This window comes from Streptomyces sp. NPDC003379 (assembly GCF_053589195.1).
Genome location: NZ_JBSFRK010000023.1, coordinates 42,047 through 58,166 on the forward strand (window position 1 = coordinate 42,047; position 16,120 = coordinate 58,166).

At 71.7% G+C, this 16,120-nt stretch carries 16 protein-coding genes and 1 pseudogene; 8 read left to right on the forward strand and 9 right to left on the reverse strand.

Features of this window, described 5'->3' with window-relative positions; genetic code table 11:
• Positions 1 to 196 precede the first annotated feature (196 nt).
• The 4 genes from ACWDVB_RS23090 (at position 197) to ACWDVB_RS23105 (ending at position 4,455) form a co-directional block, all read left to right on the forward strand.
• A complete protein-coding gene (locus ACWDVB_RS23090; RefSeq protein WP_451518454.1) occupies positions 197 to 1,477 on the forward strand; it encodes an extracellular solute-binding protein in 1,281 nt (426 codons plus the stop codon).
• The gene (locus ACWDVB_RS23095; RefSeq protein WP_451518453.1) at positions 1,467 to 2,459 is read left to right on the forward strand and encodes a carbohydrate ABC transporter permease; all 993 of its coding nucleotides are present in this window, start codon (positions 1,467 to 1,469) and stop codon (positions 2,457 to 2,459) included. The genes ACWDVB_RS23090 and ACWDVB_RS23095 overlap by 11 nt, the downstream gene beginning before the upstream one ends.
• Positions 2,456 to 3,292: a carbohydrate ABC transporter permease gene (locus tag ACWDVB_RS23100; protein ID WP_451518452.1), complete on the forward strand. Its 837-nt coding sequence runs from the start codon at positions 2,456 to 2,458 to the stop codon at positions 3,290 to 3,292. The genes ACWDVB_RS23095 and ACWDVB_RS23100 overlap by 4 nt, the downstream gene beginning before the upstream one ends.
• Positions 3,293 to 3,357: 65 nt before the next feature.
• Positions 3,358 to 4,455, forward strand: a complete 1,098-nt coding sequence (locus ACWDVB_RS23105) for a radical SAM protein (RefSeq protein ID WP_451518451.1) — start codon at positions 3,358 to 3,360, stop codon at positions 4,453 to 4,455.
• 16 nt (positions 4,456 to 4,471) lie between these two features.
• On the opposite strand, the gene ACWDVB_RS23110 is transcribed toward ACWDVB_RS23105, so the two are convergent.
• From ACWDVB_RS23110 to ACWDVB_RS23120, 3 genes are read right to left on the reverse strand one after another with little or no spacing between them, the layout of a single operon-like run.
• Positions 4,472 to 5,443, reverse strand: coding sequence for a mevalonate kinase family protein (locus tag ACWDVB_RS23110; protein ID WP_451518450.1), 972 nt, complete (start codon positions 5,441 to 5,443; stop codon positions 4,472 to 4,474).
• Positions 5,440 to 5,934 (reverse strand): NUDIX domain-containing protein, encoded by a 495-nt coding sequence (locus tag ACWDVB_RS23115; RefSeq protein WP_451518449.1) that lies wholly within the window; start codon positions 5,932 to 5,934, stop codon positions 5,440 to 5,442. Before ACWDVB_RS23115 ends, ACWDVB_RS23110 begins: the two co-directional genes overlap by 4 nt.
• A gap of 53 nt (positions 5,935 to 5,987) precedes the next feature.
• Positions 5,988 to 7,061, reverse strand: a complete 1,074-nt coding sequence (locus tag ACWDVB_RS23120; protein WP_451518448.1) for an NAD-dependent epimerase/dehydratase family protein — start codon at positions 7,059 to 7,061, stop codon at positions 5,988 to 5,990.
• 308 nt (positions 7,062 to 7,369) lie between these two features.
• On the opposite strand from ACWDVB_RS23120, the gene ACWDVB_RS23125 reads away from it, so the two are divergent.
• Positions 7,370 to 9,085: a hypothetical protein gene (locus ACWDVB_RS23125; protein WP_451518447.1), complete on the forward strand. Its 1,716-nt coding sequence runs from the start codon at positions 7,370 to 7,372 to the stop codon at positions 9,083 to 9,085.
• Here ACWDVB_RS23125 and ACWDVB_RS23130 read toward each other — a convergent pair.
• Positions 9,072 to 9,527, reverse strand: a complete 456-nt coding sequence (locus tag ACWDVB_RS23130; protein ID WP_451518446.1) for a carboxymuconolactone decarboxylase family protein — start codon at positions 9,525 to 9,527, stop codon at positions 9,072 to 9,074. The genes ACWDVB_RS23125 and ACWDVB_RS23130 overlap by 14 nt on opposite strands.
• A gap of 97 nt (positions 9,528 to 9,624) precedes the next feature.
• On the opposite strand from ACWDVB_RS23130, the gene ACWDVB_RS23135 reads away from it, so the two are divergent.
• Positions 9,625 to 10,578, forward strand: coding sequence for a LysR family transcriptional regulator (locus ACWDVB_RS23135; RefSeq protein WP_451518445.1), 954 nt, complete (start codon positions 9,625 to 9,627; stop codon positions 10,576 to 10,578).
• On the opposite strand, the gene ACWDVB_RS23140 is transcribed toward ACWDVB_RS23135, so the two are convergent.
• Positions 10,522 to 10,842, reverse strand: coding sequence for a DMT family transporter (locus ACWDVB_RS23140; RefSeq protein ID WP_451518444.1), 321 nt, complete (start codon positions 10,840 to 10,842; stop codon positions 10,522 to 10,524). The two genes, ACWDVB_RS23135 and ACWDVB_RS23140, sit on opposite strands and share 57 nt — an antisense overlap.
• A gap of 62 nt (positions 10,843 to 10,904) precedes the next feature.
• Positions 10,905 to 11,252: a DMT family transporter gene (locus ACWDVB_RS23145; RefSeq protein WP_451518443.1), complete on the reverse strand. Its 348-nt coding sequence runs from the start codon at positions 11,250 to 11,252 to the stop codon at positions 10,905 to 10,907.
• Positions 11,253 to 11,544: 292 nt separating this feature from the next.
• Here ACWDVB_RS23145 and ACWDVB_RS23150 point away from each other — a divergent pair, with 292 nt between their 5' ends.
• Positions 11,545 to 12,240: a DUF4142 domain-containing protein gene (locus ACWDVB_RS23150; protein ID WP_451518442.1), complete on the forward strand. Its 696-nt coding sequence runs from the start codon at positions 11,545 to 11,547 to the stop codon at positions 12,238 to 12,240.
• A gap of 3 nt (positions 12,241 to 12,243) precedes the next feature.
• Positions 12,244 to 12,828 (forward strand): annotated as a pseudogene (locus ACWDVB_RS23155) (class F sortase); the annotation flags it as partial.
• 37 nt (positions 12,829 to 12,865) lie between these two features.
• Here ACWDVB_RS23155 and ACWDVB_RS23160 read toward each other — a convergent pair.
• The 3 genes from ACWDVB_RS23160 to ACWDVB_RS23170 all read right to left on the reverse strand — a co-directional run bounded on the left by ACWDVB_RS23160 (position 12,866) and on the right by ACWDVB_RS23170 (position 16,089).
• Positions 12,866 to 14,275 (reverse strand): FAD-dependent oxidoreductase, encoded by a 1,410-nt coding sequence (locus ACWDVB_RS23160; protein WP_451518441.1) that lies wholly within the window; start codon positions 14,273 to 14,275, stop codon positions 12,866 to 12,868.
• Positions 14,263 to 15,417, reverse strand: coding sequence for a polysaccharide pyruvyl transferase family protein (locus ACWDVB_RS23165; RefSeq protein WP_451518440.1), 1,155 nt, complete (start codon positions 15,415 to 15,417; stop codon positions 14,263 to 14,265). The genes ACWDVB_RS23160 and ACWDVB_RS23165 overlap by 13 nt, the downstream gene beginning before the upstream one ends.
• 150 nt (positions 15,418 to 15,567) lie before the next feature.
• Complete coding sequence (locus ACWDVB_RS23170) at positions 15,568 to 16,089, reverse strand: hypothetical protein (RefSeq protein ID WP_451519681.1); 522 nt, start codon at positions 16,087 to 16,089, stop codon at positions 15,568 to 15,570.
• Positions 16,090 to 16,120: the final 31 nt, after the last annotated feature.

The following is a 16,120-nucleotide window of genomic DNA, read 5'->3' on the forward strand; positions in this document are numbered from 1 at the left end:
AGCGTAGGAGCAAAAGGTGGGGCAGCGGACCGTCACCGTCAAGAGCCGCTTTGTCACACGCCGCTCCCTTTGACTCAAAGCGGCTGCCCCTCTGGCGGCTGCCGGTGTCTTCAAGCCGAAACAGGGAGGCGCCGTGCAGAAGCCCCGTGCGGTCGGGTAGTTACTGACTCTCCCGACGACCGCCACGGAGGAAACCATGGCACTGCGACGGCTCCGCTGGCCCATGTTGCTCGGCAGTCTCCTGCTGCTCGCCCAGGCGGGGTGTACGTCCGGTGGCCGGGACGCGCGTGGCGAGGGAGAGCTGACGGTGTGGCTCACGGTCGACGCCCGGGAGAGCTGGCCGGAGCTGGTGGCCTCGGCCAACGCCCGCTTCGCCGAGAAGCACCCCGGAACCGAGGTGAAGGTCCAGTACCAGCAGTGGACCAGCAAGAACCAGAAGCTCGACGCCGTGCTCGCCGGCCGGGACGTCCCCGACGTGGTGGAGATGGGCAACAGCGAGACCACCAACTACATCGTCAACGGCGCCTTCGCCCCGCTCGACCCGAAGCGGTTCGACCGGTCACGGCAGTGGCTCGGCGCGCTGGCGGACGCGTGCCGGATGGACGGCAAGACCTACTGCGTGCCGTACTACGCGGGCGCCCGCGTGGGCATCTACCGGACCGACTACTTCAAGCGGGCCGGCGTCAGCCGGGCGCCCCGCACCTACCCCGAGCTGACCGCGGCCCTCGACGACCTGAAGAAGGAGTACGGGAAGGACCGCAACTTCTCCGCCTTCTACATGCCCGGCCGGTACTGGTACGCGGCCATGGCGTTCGTGAAGGACGCGGGCGGCGAGATGGCCGTCGAGAGCGACGGCCGCTGGCGGGGCGCCCTGTCCACGCCCCGGTCCGTCGCAGGACTGACCGCCTGGCACAAGCTGCTCGACACCTATTACGTCGGCGACCGCGCCAAGGACAACGGCGACCAGCCGGCCGTCGTGGGACAGGGGCGCGTGGGCGTCTTCTACGGCAACACCTGGGAGGCCGGGGCCGCCGCCGACAGCCGCTCCGGCGGGGACCCTGCGCTGCGCGGCCGGTTCGCCACGTTCCCCTTCCCCGGCCCGTCCGGGAAGCTGCTGCCTCCCTTCCTCGGCGGGTCGACCCTGGCCGTCCCGGTGAAGTCCGGGAACCAGAAACTGGCCGCGGAGTGGATCCGCGTCTTCACCGACCGCACCTCACAGCGCCGGCTGATCGCCGCCGACACGCTTCCCAACAACACCGTCCAGCTGCGTGATGTCGCGTCCGGCGGCATCAACGGCCCCGCCGCGCGGGCCGCCGAGCGGGGGTGGGTGACGCCCCTGGCACCCGGATGGACCGCTGTGGAGAAGTCGAACATCCTCCCGGAGATGCTGGAGACCATCGCCACCGGCAAGAAGTCGGTACGGGCCGCCGCCCTGGAGGCGGACCGCAGGATCGACGCCGTGATCAATGAGCACTGAGGCGACGAAGCCGCCGCCGGCCCGGCAGGCACCGGCCCCGGAGCCCCGCGGTGCGCGCCCGGCCGGACACCGCGGACGGCGGGCACCCGGCGGGCGCCACCGTCTGATGCCCTATCTGCTGATCGCCCCGACCGTGCTCTCCCTGGTCGTCGTGCTCGGCTATCCGCTGGTCGACATGGTCCTGCTGTCGTTCCAGGACATGACGCGCAAGGAACTGTTCAGCGGCGCGGCCCCGCCCTGGGTGGGGTTCGACCAGTTCCGGACGGTCTTCGGCGACAGCTTCTTCTGGACCGTCGTGGCCCGCACCGCGCTCTTCACCGTCGTCTGTGTCGTCCTCACCATGCTGCTCGGCCTGTTCACCGCACTTCTGATGCGCAGGGTCTCGGCGTGGGTGCGGCTGATCATGGTCTCGGTGCTGATCGCCGTGTGGGCCATGCCCGTCATGGTCGCCGCGTCCGTCTTCCGCTGGCTGTTCGACGCGGACTACGGAGTCGTCAACTGGCTGCTCGGCCGGCTGCCCCTGGTGGACTTCACCAAGCACAACTGGTTCACCGACCCCTGGCAGGGGTTCGCGGTCATCACCGGAGTCGTCGTCTGGGGAGCCGTACCCTTCGCGGCGGTCACCCTGCACGCCGCGCTCACCCAGGTTCCGCCGGAGCTGGAGGAGGCGGCGCTCCTCGACGGCGCGCGGCCCACGCAACTGTTCCGGCACGTCACCTTTCCCGTCATCAAACCGGCCTTCGTCATGGTCACGACGTTGATGGCCATCTGGGACTTCGGCGTGTTCGGCCAGATCTGGCTGATGCGCGGCGGTCAGCCCGAGCGGGAGTACTACCTGCTGGGCGTCTACTCCTTCATCGAGTCCTTCGCCGTCAACCGCTACAGCGCGGGGGCCGCGATCGCCCTGGTCACCGTGGTGCTCCTGCTCGCCGGGTCCGTCGTGTACCTACGTCAGATGCTGAAGATGGGGGAAGTCGAGTGAGCCGTCCGCCGAACCGTCGTCCGCGGCGCGGATACGACCTGCTCGGGCTGCTGGTGGCGGCCGTGGCCGGATTCCCCGTCTTCTGGATGCTCCTCACGGCGTTCCGGCCCGCGTCCGAGATCCTGCGGTACCCGCCGAGCTTCTGGCCCGGCGAGCTGACCCTGGGGAACTTCACCCGGGCCATGGGGACGGAGACCTTCTGGGCCAACGCCCGGTCCAGCGCCCTCATCGGCCTGGGCACCGTCGTCGTCTCCCTCCTGATCGGCACGCTGGCCGCGTTCGCCCTCGCCCGGTTCCGCTTCGCCGGACGCAAGGCGTTCGTCCTGGTGATCCTCGGTATCCAGATGGTCCCGCTCGCCGCCCTGGTGATCCCGCTCTATCTCCTCCTCAACGAGGTCGGCCTGACGGACACCCTGAGCGGGGTGGTCCTCACGTACCTCGTCTTCATGCTGCCGTTCACCGTGTGGATGCTGCGCGGGTTCATCGCCGGTATCCCCGTGGAGCTGGAGGAGGCCGCGATGGTCGACGGGTGCGGCCGGTTCGGTGCCTTCCGGCGGATCGTCCTGCCGCTGCTCGGGCCGGGTCTCGTCGCCACGTCCGTGTACGCCATGGTCCAGGCCTGGAACGAGTACGTCCTGGTCTATGTGCTGCTGTCCAGTACGGAGAAGCAGACCCTCAGCATCTGGCTGGTCTCCTTCCAGACCGGATTCGGCACCGACTACGGCGGACTGATGGCCGGTGCGACGCTCACCGCCCTCCCCGTCGTCGTCTTCTTCCTGATCGTCCAGCGCAAGATCGCCGCGGGACTCGCCAGCGGCGCGGTCAAGGGGTAGCCGCGGTACGGGAGCCGCGGGCCACGCCGACCGATTCCCTCGTCCACGACCATGAGGAGATCGCCATGCCGTCAGACCGTCTTGACCTGGTGTCGAAGCTGTACCAGCCCAGGGACTGGCCACGGGTCCTGGAAGTCGCGTCCGGCGCCCCCTCCGCCGCCCCCCTTGTCGTGGACCTAGACCCGACGACCTTCTGCGACCTGGCCTGCCCCGAGTGCATCAGCGGCAAGCTCCTCAACCAGGGCCGCTTCACGCCCGAGAGGCTCGCCGCGCTCGCAGAGGAGCTCGTGGCCATGTCCGTACGGGCGGTGGTGCTCATCGGCGGCGGCGAACCGCTGGCCCACCGCGGCACGCGCGGCGTCCTGCGCATCCTGGGCGAGGCGGGGCTCGCCGTCGGCGTCGTCACGAACGGCACCATGATCAAGCAGAATCTGGCGGAGCTGGCGGAGTACGCCGCCTGGGTGCGCGTCTCCGTCGACGCCGGTACCAGCGAGACGTACGGCGTGTTCCGCCCGGACCGCAAGGGCGGCAGCGTCTTCGACAAGGTGATCGCGAACATGCGGCTCCTTGCCGAGGCCAAGCGGGGCGCCCTCGGCTACTCCTTCCTCGTGATGTCGCGGCAGCTGAAGGACGGCAGCACGGTGAGCAACCATCACGAGGTGCTCCGGGCCGCGGAGCTGGCCCACGGCATCGGATGCGACTACTTCGAGACGAAGGCCATGTTCGACGACGACCACCACGTCATCGACGTGCCACGGCAGTTGCTCGACTCCGTCGACCGTCAGCTGGAGAAGGCCGCCGGGCTGGAGAGCGAAACGTTCCAGCTCGTCAACTCCTCCACCCTGACGTCCCTCAGGACCCACGTGGGCCCGGTCCAGCCGAAGGATTACCACCGCTGCCCGGTGGCCGAATTACGCACCCTCGTCACACCGTCGGGCGTCTATGTGTGCGCGTACCACCGCGGCAACCCGCTCGCCCGGATCGGTGACGCCGTGACGGACGACCTGGCCGACATCTGGCGGGACTCCGACCGCGGCATGGTGGACCCGAGCAGGGACTGCCGCTTCCACTGCGCACGCCATCGCTCGAACCTCGAACTGGAGGAGATCGCGAAGGGCGGCGGCAGGCCCCTGCTCGCCGACGACTACGACCCCTTCATCTAGGCGAGGCCGACGCGGTTCATCCGGGCGGGGCCGACCCGGCCGCCGCGCGGGCGGGGATCACCCGGGCCCGCGGGTGGGCCGGGCGCAGCGCGCGGCGGACCGCCTCGACGACCTCCGGCTGGTCGGCCGCCGGGCAGACACCGACCAGCGCACCGCCTCCGCCGGCCCCGCTCAGCTTCAGCGGCAGACCGGCGGAGCGCAGAGCCAGGTCGCGCAGCTCCTCCAGCAGCGGCGTCGACATTCCCTGGAAGTCGCGCATGGCCTCGTGCGCCCGGCTCATCGCGGCACCGAGCGCCATGTGGTCGCCCGACCTCAGCGCCTCCCACACCGCCTTCGACGCCTCGTCGGCGCGGGCCGTGTACGCGGCCAGATCCGCGTCACCGGCGGCGAGCTGCGCCCGCACGGAGCGGATGTGCCCTCCGGTGTCCTTGCGGCTGCCGGAGTCCACGACGACGACGGCCAGGGCCTGCGGGAACTCCATGCGCTCCCGTATCGCCGGGAGCCCGCTCGCCCTGCCCTCCAGCAGCAGCGCGCCCCCTTCGACGACGGCGACGTGGTCCATGCCGCCGCCGTTGAACACCGCGAACTCGAATTCGTACGCCCACTGGGTCAGGGTGCGCACCGGGACGGGCACGGCCGGCCCGCCCGCGTCGGCGAAGGCGCGGAAGAGCGCCACGATCAGTGCGGTGGACGAGGAGAGGCCGCTCGCGGCGGGCGCGTCGCTGTGCACCGAGACGGCCGGGGGCCGCGGGGCGAGCCCCGGCAGCCTCTCCCGCAGGAACGCCCACACCTCCTCCGGCCAACTCCCCCCGGCCACAGGGGCCTTGGCGCCCGTGTCCGGAAGCGGCTGACCCGGTGGGAGGACCTCCACCGTGGTCGTCAGATCCAGTGCGAGACTCACCGCCCGGCCGCCGAGCCAGTCCAGGTCCTCACCCGACAGACAGGCCCGGCACGGCACGACGGCCCGTACCGCCCGCTCCGCGCTCATCGGGCCTGGAACCTTCCCGTGGAGCGGAACGCGTCCAGCATGTCCAACGCCACGCCGGTCGGCGGGTGCAGTGGGTGCGGGGCGTCCCCAGGGTGGCGGAACTCCGCCTGGAGCACCTCATCCGCGCCCGGGGACAGCGTCCCGGTCCAGCGCGTGGCCATGAAGCACAGGGCAAAGCAATGAGTGACGTCCCCGTTGGGATAGGTGACCGTGTGCACCTTCGGGTCGGAGATCGAACCGAAGGCGACCAGGTCCGCCCGGTCGACCTCAAGACCGGTCTCCTCCGCGAGCTCCCGCACGGCCGCGTCGGCGAAGTCACCGCCCTCCTCGCACGCCCCCGCCGGCAGTTCCCACACGCCGGAGTCGGCGCGCTGCTGGAACAGCACCCGCCCGGCGTCGTCGAGCAGCAGGACCTGGACGCCGGGTACGAGCAGTGGTCTGCTGCCCACCAGTTGACGCAACGACCAGATGTAGGAACCGACATAGCTCATCGCGTGCCGCCTTTCGCGCGCGTTGCCGTGACCACTCGTCAGCGAGGAGGCTGTCACGCGGCCGACTCGGTCAGCCAGTCAGGAACCACGTGCGGTGTGGCGGTCAGCCACCGGACGTACCGCTCGACGCCCTCGCGCACCCCGATGCGCGCCTGCCAGCCCAGCAGCTCGCGGCAGCGCGCCGTGGAGGCGTACCCACCGAGCGGATCGCCCTTCGGCCGCGGGGTGGTGACGCACCGGGAACCGGGGAAGTGCGGGGCGATGAGCTCGGCCACGTCCCGCACGGATGTGGGCACGCCGGTGCCCACGTTGACGGTCTGCCCCGCCATCCGGTCCTCGACCAGGGCCAGGGCCGTGGCCGCGGCGACGTCGTCGACATGGACGAGGTCCCGCACCTGCGAGCCGCCGCCGTTGAGCCGCATCGGCAGTCCCGCCCGGGCGTGCATGGCCAGCCAGGGCACCATCCACGAGTGGCTGCCCGGCTTGGGGACCTGCGGGTCGCCGTACACGGAGAAATACCGCACCACCGCGTACTCGGTCCCGGACGAGCCGCCGAGCATCAGCCGCGTCTGGTGCTCGGCCCACAGCTTGGAGTTGGCGTACACCGACAGCGGGAACAGCTGCTGGTCCTCGTGGAACTCCTGCGGGCCCCGGGCGTCGCGCGGGCCGTCCCCGTACACCGACGCCGACGAGACGAGCACCAGTCGACGGACCCGGGAGGCGGCGGCCTGCTCCAGGACCACCTGGGTGCCCTGCACGTTCGCGCGGAAGGCGATGTCGGGCCGCTTGGTGCACGCGGCGACATCGGCGTAGGCGGCGGCGTGCACCACGTAGTCCGCGGCCCGGCACAGACGGCGCACCGCGTCCGGATCGCAGACGTCGCCGATCACCGTCCTGGTTCCGCGCCGGGCCAGTGCGAACATCGCGTGAGTGGGTTCCGGGTAGGCGTCCATCCGGTCCAGCACGGTCACCTCGGCACCCGCCCTGTGCAGCAGGAACACGAGACGGCTGCCGACGAGGCCACCGCCGCCGGTGACGAGCACGCGCGCGTCGCGCAGCTTCTCCAGCCGAGGTGCTGCGGGTGCCTCGGAGGCGGCGGCCGCCGTTCCGTCCAGCCCTGTGGTCATGGGTATCCCCTCGTGCGTCCGGTGTGTGCTCGGGTGCGTCCTGGGGTGCGTCCGGCCAGCATCCGTGCCGCCCGACGGCCGGTACCAGAGGGCCTTTTCGGCGCTCTTGCGGGGCCCGGGGCCTCGCCGTAATGTCCGGATCCGGCTGCGGCACCCAGGCACGCACCCAGGCACGGGGGACCCCCGGGACACGTGGAGGGCGCGTGACGCGTTATCGGTTGAGCGGTGTGGTGATGACCCACCCGAAGCGACGTGAAGCCGCAGAGAGACTGGCGTCGGGGGCACCGCCGGGGGCGCTCCGTGTCGTCATGGACCCCGACCCCGGAGGCACGCCCTCCGTGCTCCGTACGGCGCTGGCGGCCTGGTCCGCCATCGACGAGGGAGCCACCCACCAACTGGTCGTTCAGGACGACATGGTGCTGTCCGAATCCCTCTTCGAGCGGGCCCGGTCGGCCATCGAGGAGATGCCGGACGCGGCGCTCGCCCTGTTCGCGCTCTGGGACTCGCGCAATGGAGCCGCCGTGCGCCTGGGAGCCATGGCGGGGGCCCGGTGGGTGGGAGCGGTCAACGAGTACTTCCCGTGCGTGGCCGTCATCCTGCCGCGTCGCGTCGCCGACGGGTTCGTGGAGTACGGCAGGAGCCGTCTCGGAGGCTGGCCCGACGACATCCTCATGTACCGCTACCTGCGTGAACAGGGCGTCCCCCGCTATGTCTCGGTGCCGAACCTGGCCGAGCACGAGGACCGGGGCAGCATCTCCGGCAACGCGTTCCGGGGGCCGCGCCGGTCCGTGTGCTTCCTGCCGTCGGACCGCCCCGGCAGGGAGGGCCTCCGACTGACCGGCATGAATGTGATCCCGTTCTTCAAGCACGGCGTCGCGCAGTGCGCAGTCCGTGTCACCGCCCCCGGTCCGCAGCGCTGGCTGCACCTGGACTGCGAGCGCTATCTCGAAGGCGCGGGAGTCCCGGCGGGCCTGCTGCGTCCGTCGCCGGGCCGGGCGGGCGCGGGCGCGGAGGCGAGCAGCGTACGAGGGACCTGGCTCACCGCCTTCACCATGGGGTGGGTGGACCGGCGGGACGGACACCGGCCCGCCCCCCACGGGCCGGGCGTCTCACCGGACCCCGCGGTCCTCGCCGAAGCGCTGGCGACCATCGGCCCGGGCGGCATCAGCCACACGCGGACCGAGGAACAGATCGCGGCGCGAAGGGAAGAGCTCTCTCATGTCGCCCGGGACGGTATGGAGGCAGGCCGGGAAGCAGCCGAACGCGTCTCGACGCCGCGGACGAGCCGCCGGACGCCGTCCCGGGTGCCTTCTCGGGTACTGTCCCGGACGCCGTCTCCGGCGGGCCGCGTCGCGGTGCTCGGAGCGGCGACTCCCCTCGGCGAACACGTCGTACGCGGGCTCGCGGACCGCGGCCACCCGGTGACGGCCGTCGCCTCGGTCCTCCCGTTCGACGAGCCCGGGTGGGGCGCCGTCGTCGACCTGAAGGGGCTCGAACCGGGCCCGCGGGGCGCCGCCGCCCGTCTGACCGTCCGGCTCCTGACCGGCCCCGACGGCACACCGCCGGCCGACCCCGTCACGTACGTCCTGCATCCGGGCGATGTGTACGGCCCCGGGTGTTCCCGGGACACTCCGATCGGCCGCATGGTGTGGAACGCGCTGCGCAGCCAACCGGTGGTCGTCGACGAGGATCCGGACAGCCCGCTGTACCCGCTGCATGTCAGCGACCTCACGGAAGCCGTGTCGCTGGTCCTGCGCACACCCCCCGCCGCGCATGCCGCGCACGTGCTCACCCTCGCCGGGCCGAAGCCGTGCACGGTCGCCGACATGGCGGAAGCGGTGTGCGGGGCCGTCCGCCCCGTGGGGATCGAGACGGCGCCCATCCGTTCGGTGGGCCCCCGCCGACCGCCGGCCGCCGACGGGGCCCCACCGGACGGGTGGGCGCCGACGACCGGCCTCCGGCGCGGACTCCACAGCTTCGCCCAGTGGTTGGCCTACGAAGGAACCCAGCTCATACCGGACTGACGGGCGGGAGCCTGGCGGTGACGGCGACACGGTCGAGGGCGTTGGCGAGAGCGACGGTCAGGACGAGGTGGGCGAGGTTGCGCGGGCCGAGGACGTTCTCGGCGTCGTCGTAGATGTCCTGGCCGACCCCGTCGGGCGGGAGCCGCGTCACCGTCTCCGTCAGGGCCAGGGCGGCCCGCGCGGTCGGAGTGAACAGCGGGGAGTCCCGCCAGGCCGGGAGCTGGGTCAGCCGCTCGGGACTCTCCCCGAGGCGCAGCGCCTCCTTGGTGTGCCGCTCCAGGGAGTGGGCGCAGCCGTTGAGTTGAGCGGTGCGGATGAGCACCAGCTCCCGCAGGCGGCTGTCGATGAGCGCCTCCTCGCGCAGCGCACGGTCGGCGTCGAGCAACGCCCGGTGGCCCCGCGGGCCCGCGGCGTACGGATCGATGCGCTGCCTGTGCTGCATGCTGTCCCTCCCTCCTCGGCTGCCCCTCCACGATCGTCCGGTGGGCCCGTCCGGAACAATGACGATTCGCGGAACGATCCATTGGGGGGACTAATCAATGACGACCGGCCTGGAAAGACATGAGATAGAGACGTTCTTGACGCTCGCCGAGGAGCTGCACTTCCGCCGGACCGCGGAGCGCCTCGGCCTGTCGCAGGGCCGGGTCAGCCAGATCATCCAGACCCTGGAGCGCCAGATCGGGGTGGCGCTCTTCGAGCGCACCAGCCGCCGGGTGGGCCTGACCCCGGTCGGCCACCAGCTGCGCGACGGCATCGCGCCTGCCTACCGGCAGATCCAGGAGGAGGTCGCCAGGGCGGTGGCCGCCGGGCGCGGCATCCACGGAGTGCTGACGGTGGGGTTCGTGGGCGCCGGCGCCGGTGACGTGCTGCTGCAGACCATGGACGTCTTCCGGGCCCGCCACCCGGAGTGCGAAGTGCGCATCCGCGAGATCCAGTTCAGCGATACGTTCAGCGCGCTGCGGGCCGGTGAGCTGGACCTGCTGGTCGCCTCCTTCCCCGTCACGGAGGACGACCTGGTCACCGGCCCCGTCCTGGTCCGCGAAGCCCAGATGCTCGCCGTCGCGGCACGCCACCCCTTCGCCGGGCGCCGCTCCGTGTCGCTGGAGGATCTCGCCCGGGACAAGGTCCTCAGGTTCTCGACCACGCTGCCGGACTACTGGCAGGAGTTCCGCACCCCCAGCCGGACCCCCAGCGGCAGGCCGATCGAGAAGGGGCCGACGGTCAACACCTTCCAGGAGGCCCTGGCCCTGATCGCCGCGGGCGAGGGCATCTCCCCCGTCGGCGCCCAGGTGACCCGCTTCTACAGCCGCCCCGACATCGCCTACATACCCATCCACGACGCGCCCCGTCTGTCCTGGGGTCTGGTGTGGCGCCGCAGCGGGGAGTCCGCCCGGGTCCGCGCCTTCGCCGCGATCGCCCAGGAGACGGCGTCCCTGTCAGACGGCGGCGGAGACCTTGAGAAGGACGACGCCTGCGACGATGGCGGCGAATGAGGCGAGCTTGGGAAGAGTGATCTTCTCCTTGTAGATGAGGGCGGCGAGGATGACGGTGCCGATGGACCCGATGCCGGTCCAGATCGTGTAGCCGACGCCCACGTCCATCGATCTCAGCGCCAGGCTGAGCGTGTAGATGCCGGCGGCGGCGGCGAGCAGGGTGAAGACGGATGGCCAGAGCTTGGTGAAGCCCTTGGTGGCGTTGGTGCCGAGCGCGAAGGCGATCTCGAAGACGATGGCGATCGCGAGAAATGTCCAGGCCATGACGGTGCTCCTTGAAGAGTGGTACGGCGGATGCGCCGAGGATGGTGCGTGGGCTGCCGGGGTCAGGCGGTCGCAGAGGGCGCGTCGGCCGTGAGGCGGTCGGCGAGCTTGAGGCCGAGCACACCGCCGATGATGAGGACGAACGCCAGGACCTTGCCGACGCCGAGGTCCTCGCCGAACATCATCGTGCCGAAGGTGACGGTGCCGACCGAGCCGATGCCGGTCCAGACGGTGTAACCGACGCCGACGTCGAGGGACTTCAGCGCCAGACTGAGGAAGAAGATGCCGCCGGCCGCCGCGGCAGCGGTCAGCAGCGAGGGGCCCAGCTTGGTGAAGCCCTCGGTGGTGCTGGTGCCGAGGGCGAAGACGACCTCGAAGACGGAGGCGATGAGCAGATAGATCCAGGCCATGACGGGCCCTCCAACCAGTGCGGGGTGATGGGTCTTTGTCGACCACTTAAAGGTCGTTCAGCGCGCGCCCCGGAACAATCACGATCTGCGGAACCATCGATTACCCGCGCTCACCGGTCGGGCCGCCCGGCTCGGCGGCGCGTCGGCTGTCCGGGTGAACGGCACACCGTGGCCGAGAAGGCCGGGGGCCGCCGTGGAAGACATGGGTGCTGGGCGCTGTCCATGCGCCCGTAGTCCGATCACCGGCCGGCGTGCGGGGCGTTCCCGGGCCGGTTCGAAGGGAGCAGTACCGATGCGCAGACGACTGCTGTCCGCCGCCGCCGTGGCGGTGGCGCTGTCCGGTATATCCGCGCCGTACGCGTTCGCCGCCGAGGTGGGCGCGCAGGACGAGATGTTCACGAAACGGGCCCATCAGGGCAATCTCGCGGAGATCGCGGCAGGACAGGATGCCGGGAGGAACGCCACCACCGAGTGCGTGAAACACGCCGGCGGTGTCCTGGTGCGGGACCACTCCAAGCTGGACGCGGATCTGAAGACGCTCGCCGGCAAGCTGAACGTGACGCTGCCCGGCTCCCCCTCCCCGCAGCAGAAGAAGGAGCTGGCCGCCGTACAGGCGAAGGCCGGCGGCCCCGCGTACGACGCGGCATGGCTCACCGCCCAGGACGCCGCGCACCGCAAGACGCTCGCGCTGATCGACCAGGAGCTCAAGGCGGGCAGGAACGCCGAGGTCAAGGCCGCCGCCCGCGCCGCCCGCCCCGTCGTGGCGATGCACCTGGACATGGTCCGCGGCGGCACCTGCCACGCGGCCAAGGACGCCGGAACGGTCCGGGCCGGTGGTGGAGGCCGGCTGGCCGCCGCCGACGTCGCCCTGGCCGGCGAGGGCTCCTTGGCCGCGGCCGGGGTTCTCAGCGTGGCCGGCGGGCTCCTCGCCGCCGGAGGGGCCGCCTGGTCCTGGCGCACCCGTCACCGCTCGGCCGACCGGCGCTGAACCATGGCACGCCACCGGTCGGCCGCCTTGCTCACGACCGCATGCGGGCTGAGCGTGGTGGCCGCCGGGTGGCTGCTCCCGGGCACACCGCAGACCGGCCCAAGGGACGCGGGTCCGCTGCCCGCCGGCGTACACAGTGCGGCCACCGGCACCAGTACGCCGGCCGCCTCGCCCCCGACACGCGTCCACGGGCCGAAGGGCCTCGACGCCGACGTCGTACCGGTCGCGGCCGCGGGTGACGGGACTCTGGCCCTGCCGCAGGACGTGCGCACCGGCGGGTGGTGGGCGCTGGGGGCCGCCGCGGGTTCCTCGAACGGCACCGTGCTGATCGCCGGGCACGTCGACACCCGCGAGGACGGACTCGGGCCCTTCGCCGCTCTGCACCGGATGCCGCTGGGCACCCGCATCGACGTGACGGGGGCCGACGGGCGGGTCCGCGCGTACCGCGTCACGGCGCGGCGCACGTACCGTCAGGAACGGCTCCCCGCTGATCTCTTCGCCGCCGACGGCCCCCACCGGCTGGCGCTGGTCACCTGTGCCGGGCCCTACGACAGGGCGCTCGGCCGCTATGAGCGCAATCTCGTCCTGTACACCACGCCTGTGGCCCGGGCCCGGCAGCCGGTCCTCAGTGGAGGCTGGCGCCCTGCGAGCGCAGTTCACGCTGTACCGCGCTCGTCGGGACGTCCCGGGGCCGTCTGCCCTGGGCGGCGGCCAGCGCCGCGCAGACGCCCGCCGCCTGGCCGGTGGCCATCGAGATCGGCATGACGCGGTACGAGGAGTGGGCGACGTGGTCGCCCGAGATGCAGCGGCCTGCCACCAGGACGCGGTCCACGTCGCGGGGGAAGAGGCAGCGCAGAGGGATGTCGTAGGACTCGCCGCGCGGGAGCCGCTTCAGCGTGGTTCCGCGGCCGCTCGGGTTGTGGATGTCCACCGGGTACGCGCCGCGGGCGATGGCGTCGTCGAACTTGCGGGCGCTCAGCACGTCGTCGCCCGTCAGCAGGTACTCACCGGTGATCCGGCGCGTCTCGCGGACGCCGACCTGGACGCCGCTCTGCACGACGTACGAGTCGGCGAAGCCCGGTACCCGCTCCCGCAGGAAGCGGCCGATCTGCGCCATCTGGCGGTGGGCGGCGAACTCGGCGCGGGTGAGGTCCCAGACGCTGGTGCCGAGCACTTCGGTGACGCGGGTGGAGTTGACCGCGATCTCGCCGGTGTTGGGGGTGGCGAAGAAGAGGATGTCCTCGCGCGGCAGGTCCAGTTCCCCGGCGTCGGTGGCGGCGCGCACCAGGTCCCACAGCCCGTGCACGCCCTTCCACTGGTCGGGGTTGGCGCGGGCGTACGCGGTGAATTCCCCGTGGTCGAAGCGCACCATGCGGAACATCAGCGTCATGGGCTGCGTCCAGCCGTCCTCCGGTCGGCCGATGTCGTACGGGGCACCGGCCGCCGCGGCGATGTCGCCGTCCCCGGTGCAGTCGACGATCACGTCCGCGTCCATGACCACCGGCCCCGACTTCGTCTCGAACACCGCCCGCGCGCGGTCGGGCAGGGTGAGGACACCGGAGGCGAAGGCGTGCAGCAGCGTGCGGACCTCGTGGCTCTCCAGCAGCTCGTACACGACCAGCTTGAACAGCTCCGCGTCGAAGGGCACCGTGTAGCCGGTTTCGAGCGAGGGGCGGATCGCGGCTCCCGCGCGGACCAGTTGTTCGAGCAGGGTCCACAGGACGCCGCCGACGACCGGTTCGCCCTCGCCGTGGTCGGGCGGCAGCAGGCGTGCGGCGTCACCGGCGACGGCCTGTTTGACCTCGTTGTGGAAGCTCATCAGGGGCATGACGAGCGCCGCGGTGGCGTTGCCGCCGAGGAAGCCGTACCGCTCCACGAGGACCACCTCGGCGCCCGCGTTCGCGGCCCCGATGGCCGCCCCGATACCGGCCGGCCCGCCGCCGATCACCAGCACCTGGGTGGTGCCCGCGTGCAGAGCCTGGCGCGGGGGAAGCTCCACGCTCCGGGGAACGCGGGGCGGCATCAAATGGGACACGGTTCCTCCTTGAGGGGACCGGGCGCGGTGCGGTCGAGGTAGGCGAGGAACCGGTCGGCGGTCCGGGCGGCCCGCAGCCGCAGCGTCTGCGTCCGTGCGGACATGTGTGCCATACGGGCGGGCCGCTCGTCCCACAGCCGGTCGACCTCCGCCAGGAGCTGGCCCGTGTTCTCCCTGACCACGCCACGCAGGGCGGGCGCGCCGACCTGCTGGGCGAAGTCGAAGACCTTGCCCGCGTAGGGCAGGGGCAGCAGGGGGATGTCGGCGAGCGCCGCGAAGATCAGGAAGTGCAGCCTCATGCCGATGGCCAGGTCAAGGCGCGCGACGATGTCGAGCACCTGCTGCGGGCGGTAGTTCCCGTGCAGCACCGTGCAGCGGTCGGCGTCCGCCATGTGGGAGACCACCGCGTGGGCGTGCCGGATGTCGTCGCGTTCCATCGGGACGAAGACGACGTGCGCGTCCAGCCTGCGTACGAGGAAGTCGCCCACGTTGGCGAGCAGCTGGTGGTAGCCCTCCTCGTCGAGGTGCTCGGCGGCACGGCCGGGCTCCCGCACGCTCATCCCCGCGAGCCGCACTCCGGGGGGAACCGCCTCGGCGCGCAGGAGTTCTCCGCCCCCGTCTCCCGGTTCGAGCAGCAGCGCCGGGTCGGCGGTGACCGAGACCGGCCGGGAGAGCCCGGCCTCCTCCAGGACGAGCTTGGACTCCTCGTCGCGCACCGTGACCTCGGCCGCGTCGCAGAGCGTCGTACGGACCCACGCACAGTCCGCCTCGTCGGTGAGCGGCCCGGCGCCCACGGCGTAGGTGAAGACCGGGACGCCGAGGTCCTGGGCGGTCCTGGCCAGCCGCAGATAGCGGCGCGCCTCGGTGTCGTAGAGGATCCCGCCGCCGCCGAGCACGAGCACGCTGAGCCGGCGCAGGTGCTCGGAGATCCACTCCCGGCACACGCCTTCCCAGCCGACGACCTCGACGTCCGGGTGGGCGACGCGGCTGTACTCGGGGGTGCGGGAGAAGAGCACGACGTCGACGTCCGGACGTCCGGCGCGGATGCGGTCGAGCATGGCGGTGAGGATCGCCTCGTCCCCCACGTTCCGCCCGCCGTAGGAGCCGAGCACCCCTACGGTCACAGAGTTTCGGTCACCCATGATCGGCCCCTAGCGTGGTTCAGCGGGCTCTAGACCATTTCACCCGATAGGTGGCATTTACGCCTCTCCAGAGCGCGGAATGCCCGGTCCGCCTGCTGGCGCCCCAGCAGGCGGACCGGGCATGCGCTCACGCCCGTACCGGGCGTGCGGTCAGTCGTCGAGCAGGATGCGGAACCGGGTGAGGTCGCCGTGCGTGGTGACCTCGGCCTGGCCTTCGGCCTCGCGGTACTTGCCCGTGCCGCCGGTGACCTTCGAGAGCCCGCCGTGCGGAGAGGGACCGACGTGGTCGATGGTGTCGCTCAGGCTGATGCCGCCCTTGTCGGTCCGCAGCACCCGCTGGCACATGGCGACGTACCCGTGGCGCCGCACGTCGACCACGCTGCACTGGGCCGAGGCGTCGCCGATCTTCTTGCCGGGCCGTCCGTGGTGGTTGGTGTACAGGTGCGAGTGGACGGTCCAGTCGACGCCGACATGCGGGTGGTCCGGCCTGCTGTCCGACTGCTTGACCGCCAGCCAGTCGAGCACCTGCACGCTCTCCTTGGAGCTCTCCTTGGGCTCGGGCCGGGGGGCCGCCTCGGCGGCGCAGGTCAGGGCGGTGCCTGCCAGCACCGCGGAAGCGGCGGTGAGCACGCCGGCGCGGAGCAGCCGGGTGCGTGAACGGGTACGCGACAAGGGGAACCTCCAGGGTGTGAGGGAGTTGGAA

What these genes read in the sequence shown, in the direction of transcription:
- ACWDVB_RS23090 (WP_451518454.1), top strand. Translation starts at nt 197, where the DNA reads ATGGCACTGCGACGGCTCCGCTGGCCCATGTTGCTCGGCAGTCTCCTG.
- ACWDVB_RS23095 (WP_451518453.1), top strand. Translation starts at nt 1,467, where the DNA reads ATGAGCACTGAGGCGACGAAGCCGCCGCCGGCCCGGCAGGCACCGGCC.
- ACWDVB_RS23105 (WP_451518451.1), top strand. Translation starts at nt 3,358, where the DNA reads ATGCCGTCAGACCGTCTTGACCTGGTGTCGAAGCTGTACCAGCCCAGG.
- ACWDVB_RS23110 (WP_451518450.1), bottom strand. Translation starts at nt 5,443, where the DNA reads ATGAGCGCGGAGCGGGCGGTACGGGCCGTCGTGCCGTGCCGGGCCTGT.
- ACWDVB_RS23115 (WP_451518449.1), bottom strand. Translation starts at nt 5,934, where the DNA reads ATGAGCTATGTCGGTTCCTACATCTGGTCGTTGCGTCAACTGGTGGGC.
- ACWDVB_RS23120 (WP_451518448.1), bottom strand. Translation starts at nt 7,061, where the DNA reads ATGACCACAGGGCTGGACGGAACGGCGGCCGCCGCCTCCGAGGCACCC.
- ACWDVB_RS23125 (WP_451518447.1), top strand. Translation starts at nt 7,370, where the DNA reads ATGGACCCCGACCCCGGAGGCACGCCCTCCGTGCTCCGTACGGCGCTG.
- ACWDVB_RS23130 (WP_451518446.1), bottom strand. Translation starts at nt 9,527, where the DNA reads ATGCAGCACAGGCAGCGCATCGATCCGTACGCCGCGGGCCCGCGGGGC.
- ACWDVB_RS23135 (WP_451518445.1), top strand. Translation starts at nt 9,625, where the DNA reads ATGACGACCGGCCTGGAAAGACATGAGATAGAGACGTTCTTGACGCTC.
- ACWDVB_RS23140 (WP_451518444.1), bottom strand. Translation starts at nt 10,842, where the DNA reads ATGGCCTGGACATTTCTCGCGATCGCCATCGTCTTCGAGATCGCCTTC.
- ACWDVB_RS23145 (WP_451518443.1), bottom strand. Translation starts at nt 11,252, where the DNA reads ATGGCCTGGATCTATCTGCTCATCGCCTCCGTCTTCGAGGTCGTCTTC.
- ACWDVB_RS23150 (WP_451518442.1), top strand. Translation starts at nt 11,545, where the DNA reads ATGCGCAGACGACTGCTGTCCGCCGCCGCCGTGGCGGTGGCGCTGTCC.
- ACWDVB_RS23165 (WP_451518440.1), bottom strand. Translation starts at nt 15,417, where the DNA reads ATGGGTGACCGAAACTCTGTGACCGTAGGGGTGCTCGGCTCCTACGGC.